Annotated in this window: 4 protein-coding genes; 2 read left to right on the forward strand and 2 right to left on the reverse strand. The window is 72.3% G+C overall.

Translation table 11 applies throughout. The features are described from left to right. Positions 1-186: 186 nt before the first annotated feature. Together E1265_RS30705 and E1265_RS30710 are read right to left on the reverse strand one after the other, a co-directional pair. On the reverse strand, positions 187-2166 hold the full coding sequence (locus tag E1265_RS30705; RefSeq protein WP_243741232.1) for a family 16 glycoside hydrolase: 1980 nt from the start codon (positions 2164-2166) through the stop codon (positions 187-189). Positions 2167-2198: 32 nt separating this feature from the next. Next, entirely contained in the window at positions 2199-4511 is a 2313-nt protein-coding gene (locus E1265_RS30710; RefSeq protein WP_132934247.1) for a ThuA domain-containing protein, read from the reverse strand. A 293-nt stretch (positions 4512-4804) separates the two neighbouring features. Between E1265_RS30710 and E1265_RS30715 the strand changes: the two genes are divergently transcribed. Both E1265_RS30715 and E1265_RS30720 read left to right on the forward strand, forming a co-directional pair. Further along, entirely contained in the window at positions 4805-5755 is a 951-nt protein-coding gene (locus E1265_RS30715) for a multicopper oxidase domain-containing protein (protein ID WP_132934244.1), read from the forward strand. A 155-nt stretch (positions 5756-5910) separates the two neighbouring features. Beyond that, the coding region (locus E1265_RS30720) for a four-carbon acid sugar kinase family protein (RefSeq protein ID WP_132934245.1) at positions 5911-7265 on the forward strand (1355 nt) is incomplete at its 3' end.

The following is a 7265-nucleotide window of genomic DNA, read 5'->3' on the forward strand; positions in this document are numbered from 1 at the left end:
GCCCACGGCCTGGGCCGGCCGCCTCCTCTTCGCCCACCTCCTCGACGCCCTCCTGAAGCGGCCGAGCCCGACCCACGGTCAGGACACCTGACCGCCGTCGTCACCGAACCGACGCACCACCCCGTCAGAAGTCGCGGCGGGGCCCGCCGCCGGTGGCGACGGGCCCCGCCGGGGCGCGGACGGCCGCTACAGCGACCGGATGCGGATGTCGCGGAAGGAGATCACGTCCGAGGTGCCGTGGGTCTGCAGCCCGATGTACCCGGTGTCGTGCTGCCGCCCGTCGGTGCCCGGGTCGTCGGAGCGCGGCGGGGAGAACAACTGCCCGGGCGCGTTCTCGAACTCGTTGATCAGCAGCCCGTTGCGGTAGATCCAGTAGTGCTGGTCGACGACCCGGATCTCGTAGTCGTTCCAGACCCCGCCGGGCACGGGCATGGCCTCGCCCCGGTTCACCACGTCGAAGCCGTAGACGGAGCCGGTCTTGTACTGGTCGCCGTTGCGGCCGTCGAAGATTTGCACCTCGTGGCCGTACTTGATGGCCACCCACTCCGGCCTGGACTCCTCCGGGTGGTTGTGCACCCGGGGGAAGCGGACGAAGACCCCACTGTTCGCCGAGGCGTCGCCCGGGGCGTCGTCGCGGAACTTGAGCCGCAGCGAGAAGTCGCCGTACTGCGCCTCGGGGAACCACAGCATGCCCATCCCCGCGACGGTGGTGCTGCTGGTGATGGAGCCGTCGTCGTTGAGCTCGAAGGCGCCGCCGCCGACGTGCGCCCAGCGGTCGAGGGACTGCGCGGTGCCCGTGAGGATCCGCTCGTAGCCCTCCCGGTTGCCGGGCTCGCCGACGTCCGAGCGCTCGGCGGCCTCCCTGATCCTGGCCTGGCCGTCCTCGTCGATCATGCCGGCGATGTACAGCCGGTCGGTCACGGTGCGGACGTGGGTGAGGAAGGAGCCCTTGGATGACCAGCCGCGTTCGTCCTCGATGACCTCGTTGATGGTGCAGCCGTCCGGGGCGGTGCGGTTGGGCACGCCCGTCTCCTCGTCGCCGACGACGACCAGCGGCCGGTCGTCGGACTCGGGGCAGACGACCGGGGGTTCGCCGGGCTCGCCCGGGTCGTCGGGGGCGACGACGGAGAAGGCGACGGTCCTGGTCGCCGACGAGTTGCCGGCGTTGTCGGTCGCCCGGTAGCCGACCGTGTGGTCGCCCACGCTGTGCACCATCACGGGGGCGGTGTACGGCGTGAACGCGCCGCCGTTGAGGGAGTACTCGACGCCGGCCACGCCGGAGTCGTCGTCCGTGGCGGTGAGGGAGACCGTGGCCATGGTGACGTAGTCGCCGTCGGCGTTCCGCTCGCCTTCGACGGTGGCCGTCACCTCGGGCGGGGTGGTGTCCTCGCCGGACGGCTGGACGACCCGCACGGTGACCGCCTGGTTGGCCGAGACGTTGCCGGCCTTGTCGGTGGCCCGGTAGGTCACGGTGTGCTCGCCCACCGTGTTGAGCACGATCGGCGCCTCGTACGGGGTGAAGTCGTCGCCGTCGACGGCGTAGTCGATCCGGTCGACGCCCGAGCCGCCGTCCGTGGCGGCGAGGGTGACGGTGGCGCTGCCGACGTAGTCGCCGTCGGCGTTCTGCTGCCCCTCGACGTCGGCCGTGGCCTCCGGCGGGGTGGTGTCCTCGCCGCTGCCGCCCTCGGTGACGACGAGTTCGCCCTGCATCTGTCCGTGCCCGGGGATGGCGCAGAAGAAGCGGTAGGTGCCGGGGGAGAGGTTGACCGTGACCTCGTACCGGCCTCCGTTGGCGTCGTTGGGGTTGGCCATGATGTTCACGGCGACGTCGTTGTTGTACGCCGGGTCGGAGGTGTCGAACGTCAGCGTGTGCGGCATGCCGGTGGTGTTGCCGGTGGCCGCGCTGTTCTCGAAGACGAGCGTCGCCTCTCCGGCGACCGCCGTGGTGGGCGCGGACAGGTAGCGGGTGATGTCGTTGTCCGCCGTCCAGGTGAGCACCTGCTGGGCGGCCGGGGGTCGGTCGCCGTCGCGTCGCTGGTCGGCGCGGGCGCCGGGGAGCGTGCCCAGGGCGAGCGCCGCCAGGCACAGGGCCAGCAGCACCGCCATCCGGCGGCGTGCGTTCGCCGCGCGCGCGGCGGCGAGGGCGCGGGTACTGCCGTGCGTCATAGCTCGTTCCTCCCTTCTGCCTCGGGGGCGGGTCAGGATCGGGTGCGGAGCAGGTCCTCGGGCAGCGGGGTGGGCGGGCCGCCGGTGTAGGTGACGCGCCACAGCGCCGAGGCGGAGTCGGCGTTGAAGAAGCCACGGCCGTAGTCCAGGACGTACAGCGAGCCGTCCGGGGCGAACTTCCAGTCCATCAGGTTGCGGATGCCGCCCTGTCCGACCGGGATGATCCGGTCGAGGCTCTCGGCGTGCACCGGGATGCCGCCGCCGGCCACGTTGCCGGGGTCGGTCACCACGGCGTGCCGCGGCTGGTCGCCGTCGTAGAAGTCGCCGACGAACCACTTGCCGTCCCAGTAGGAGGGCCAGGCGACGTCGCTCTCCCGCTCCTCGTCGTAGCGGTAGACCGGGCCGTTCATGGTGGCCTGGCCGCCGCCGGTGAGCCACGGCAGCAGGAACCTCTGGTCCTGCGCGCGGTAGGTGGGGATGCCGTCGGCGTCGCGCGGGTAGTCGGGGGCGCCGCCCTGCGGCGAGTACCAGATGTTGTTGGGGGTGACCGGCGGCAGCTCCACGAGGCCGTCGTTGTGCGGGGACTCGTTCCTCGGGTTGTCGCAGTCGTACCAGTCGAGCGGCTGCGTCGGGTCGGGCAGGTTCCGGTCCCGGTAGGGCTGGTTGTTGCCCATGCAGTACGGCCAGCCCCGGTTGCTCGCCTCGGTGATGACGGCGAAGGTGTCGTACTTGGCCGGGCCCCAGGTGGTGCTCGGGTTCGCCGCGTCGGGACCGACCCAGCCGGCGTACAGCCAGTCGGTCTCCGGGTCGATGGCGATGCGGGCCGGGTTGCGCACGCCCATCACGTAGATCTCGGGGCGGGTCAGGCCGCCGCCCTCCTCCTCGCCGGTGAACAGGTTGCCCTCGGGGATGGTGTACGTGCCGTCGTCCTCCGGGTGGATCCGCAGGATCTTGCCGTTGAGGTTGTTGGTGTTGCCCGCGGTGCGGCGGGCGTCGGCGAAGGACACGCCCTCGAAGGTGGGCTGGGGGTTGTTGCCGGAGTAACCGTCGCTGAACCCGGAGGAGTTGTTGTCGCCGGTGGCGATGTAGAGGTTGCCGTCCGAGTCGAAGTCCATCCCGCCGCCGGCGTGGCAGCAACTGTGGATCTGCACCGGCCAGGACAGCAACGTCCGCTCCGAGGCCAGGTCGAGGGTGCCGGTCTCCGGATCGAAGGTGAAGCGGGAGACGCGGCGCTCGGCCATCCTGGTCTCGCGGTCGATGCCGGAGTGCGGCGTCCAGTGCAGGTAGACCCAGTTGTTGTCGAGGAAGTCGGGGTCGAGCGCGATGCCGAGCAGGCCTTCCTCGTTCTTCACCAGCTCCTCGCCGCCGCCCTTGTTGCCGAAGACCTCCAGCGTGGCGGCGAGCGTGACCTCCTCGGTCTCGGGGTCGTAGACGTGGACGGTGCCCGGGCCGAGGCCGATGTTCGGGTCGTTCCAGTTGGTGACCACCGGGGCGTTCGACCAGCGCCCGCCGCGGCCGATGTAGAAGACGCGGCCGTCGTCGGCGATGTCGAGACCGTGCGGCTCGCCGATCTGGTCGAGGGCCTCCGGCTGGTTGGGGGCGGTGATCCGCTCCGCCTCGTAGTTGTCGGTGATGGTGGCCTGGCAGTCGGCGCTGGTGAGCCGGCTGGCCCACAGCAGCGCGCCGCGCAGGTGCTTGCGGAAGTTCTCCTCGACGAAGCTCCGCTCGGTGCCGCCCATGCCGGTGTAGAACGACCGGCCGCCGTCGAAGTCGCGGCACCAGGAGATCGGGTGGTCCCAGCCCTCGGCGCCGCTGCCCGGCGTGTAGCTGCGCTCCCGCACCCGGGCCACGGTGTGCACCTCGCCGCTCGGGTTCTCCGTCCAGTTGAACCAGACGTCGCGGCGTGCCCACTCCAGTGGCAGGCCCCGGCTCGCCGGGTTGACCCGGTCGCCGACCTCCACGACGGCGGTCTGCGCCTGCTGCGGGCTGCCCGGGTCCGGGCGGGTGCCGAGCAGGTCGGTGAACCAGGCCGAGTCGGGCTGGGCGCGGGCCGCGTCGTGCACCCCCACGAACCCGCCGCCCATGCGGACGTAGTTCTGCAGGGCGGACTCCTGGCGGTCGGTCAGCACGGTGCTGCCCGGGGAGAGGAAGACGATCGCGTTGTACTCGGTCAGCCCGGCAGGGTCGAAGACAGCCGGGTCCGTCGTCGTCTCGACCTCGAAGTGCTCCTGGCTCGGCCCCTGGGCGCTGAGCGCCTCGACGGCCTCGACGCCGGCCCGGGTCCGTTCTGGCGGGGCGTCGGCGCCGTGGAAGACCAGCACCCGAGCTTCGGGACCGCCCGGCATCGGGTCGGCGGTGGTCCGGCCGTCCGAGCCGGCGGCGGCCGGGGCTCCGCCGAGCAGCGCGGTGGTCATGGTGACGGCCAGTGCTAACAGCAGTGGTTTGCGGCTCATGGCGTGTCAGGTCCCTCTCGGGTGACAGCAGAGACGCCGTAGGAAGCTAGACGGTTTTTGTCGAACCGCCAATGGTTAGCGACGAGTTCGAGCGAACTTTGTCCTGGGAGTGGCCAAACTTTTGTCATGGACATACGATCACGTGTCGGTCACAGTCGTTCATCGATGAGCGAGGAAGGCACCGCATGCGGCGACCAGTGTTTTCCCGGCGATCCTTCACCCGAGGCGCGGCCGCGGCGTCGCTGGCCCCGGCCGGCATCACGGCCCTCGGGGCGGCGCGGGCGCAGGCCGTGCCCGCCGCGCGCACGGCCCAGGTGCGGCGGTTCACGATGTACGCCGAGGTCCTCCCGGACGGGCGACTCGGCTACGGCCTCGAACCCGGCGAGGCGCGGGTCCCCGGTCCGCTCCTGGAGATGTACGAGGGCGACACCCTGCAGATCGACCTCGTGAACACCCTCGACGTCCCCGTCTCCCTGCACGTCCACGGCGTCGACTACGCCAACGACAGCGACGGCACACCGCTCACGGGCAGTACGGTGCCGCCCGGCGAGAGCCGCCTCTACACCTGGAACTCCCACGCCCCCGGGATCCGCTCCGACGGCACCGTGATACCCGGCAGCGCCGGCTACTGGCACTACCACGACCACGTCGTCGGCACCCCGCACGGCACCGTGGGACTACAGAAGGGGCTCTACGGCCCGCTGGTCGTCCGGCGCCAGGGAGACATCCTGCCGGACAGGCAGTTCACCATCGTCTTCAACGACATGACGATCAACAACCGCCCCGCGCACCAGGGCCCGAACCTCCGCGCGAGGATCGGGGAGCGCTGCGAGATCATCATGATCACGCACGGCGAGTTCTACCACACGTTCCACATGCACGGGCACCGTTGGGCCGACAACCGCACCGGACTGCTGGCCGACGAGAACGATCCCAGCCGGATCATCGACACCAAGATCACCGGACCCGCCGAGTCCTTCGGCTTCCAGGTGATCGCCGGCGAACACGTGGGCCCCGGGCACTGGATGTACCACTGCCACGTGCAGAGCCACTCCGACATGGGCATGGCGGGCATCTTCACCGTCACCAGCCGGGACGGCAGCTACCCCGGCGACCCGCCGCCCCTCCACCGCTGACCCGGGCGGGCGGCCCCGCGCGGTGACCACACCAGTCAGCATGCGCCGGAGAACCTGCGCGATTCCTCGAACTCGCCGACGCCAGATGCTTGTTTCGATCATCTTGGCGGGCGCATGATGCCCGGACCGCTCGGCGGACGTCCGGAGGGATCGGCATGGTGCTCAGGCGGCTGGCAGTCCGAGAGGCCGGCCGTGTCCTGGTGGTCGCCGACGACCTGACCGGCGCGAACGCCACGGCCGCCGGCTTTGCCCGGGCCGGGCTGCGCGCCGTCACCGCGGGCGCGGGCTGGCGCACCGACGTGCTCACGGACTTCGCCGCCCGCTTCGACGCGGTCGTGGTGAGCACGGACTGCCGCCATCTCCCGCCCGCCGAGGCGGCGGAGCGGATCACCGCCGCCATCCACGCCGGCTGGCCGGCCGCCCTGGTCTGCAACCGCATCGACTCCACCCTCCGCGGCAACGTGGGCGCCACCACCGCGGCCGCGCTGCGGGCCGTAACGGAACGCTCGGGCCGCCGCGCCGTCGCGCTGTGCGCCCCGGCCCACCCCGGGGCCGGCCGGCACACCGTCCAGGGCCGGCAACTCCTCGACGGCGTCCGCCTCGAGGAGACGGAACTCGCCCACGACCCCCGCTCGCCGCTGCCCACCTCGGACGTCGCCGAGCTGCTCGCCGCCCAGGCCGGTCGGCTGCGCAGCGCCCCGCTGCCGCTGTCGACGGTCACCGGCGATCCCGACGAACTCACGGACACGCTCGACCGGCTGCTCGCCGCCGAGCCCGACGTGATCGTCGCCGACGCCCTCACCACCGGCCACCTGGACCGGATCGCCACCGCCGCCGCGGCGGTCGGCGGCGACCAGATCACCTGGGTCGGCGTCGACCCGGGGCCGGCCTCGCTGGCCCTCGCCAGGGCCCTCGGCCTCACCGCCAGGGCAGCCGGCGCCCCGATCCTCGCCGTCTCCGGCTCCACCACCCGGCTCACCCGCGCCCAACTCGCCCGGCTGCGCGCCGAACACCCCGTCGATGTCGTCCGACCGGTGCCGGCGGGCGCCGGCGCCGTCCCCGACGTGTCGGCCACGGCCGCCGCCCTGGCGCGGGCCGTCGCCACCGCGGGACCCCACCGGATCGTGCTGCTCGCGACCGTGCTCGACGACGCCGACATCGTCGACGCCGCACCCGGCGACGCCGCCCGACTGCCGCTCGCCCTGGCCGCCGTCGTGCGCCGCGCCCTGGAACACGGGCGTGTGGACGGCCTCTTCACCACCGGCGGCGACGTCTCGGCGGCCCTCCTCGCCGAACTCGGCGCCGTCGGCCTCGACGTCGAGGAGGAACTGGTGCCCCTGGCGGTCGCCGGCACCTTCGTCGGCGGCCCCTGGAACGGACTGCCGGTCGTCACCAAGGGCGGACTCGTGGGAGACGCGGGCACCACCGCGGCCTGCGTCGCCCACCTCCGCCGGATGGCCACGGCCGCCCGCCGCCAGGTGCGCGCCGCGCCGCCAGGACCACCGCCGTC

Source organism: Streptomyces sp. 8K308, from assembly GCF_004348315.1.
GTDB lineage: Bacteria > Actinomycetota > Actinomycetes > Streptomycetales > Streptomycetaceae > Streptomyces.

What these genes read in the sequence shown, in the direction of transcription:
- E1265_RS30705 (WP_243741232.1), bottom strand. Translation starts at nt 2,166, where the DNA reads ATGACGCACGGCAGTACCCGCGCCCTCGCCGCCGCGCGCGCGGCGAAC.
- E1265_RS30715 (WP_132934244.1), top strand. Translation starts at nt 4,805, where the DNA reads ATGCGGCGACCAGTGTTTTCCCGGCGATCCTTCACCCGAGGCGCGGCC.
- E1265_RS30710 (WP_132934247.1), bottom strand. Translation starts at nt 4,511, where the DNA reads ATGCCGGGCGGTCCCGAAGCTCGGGTGCTGGTCTTCCACGGCGCCGAC.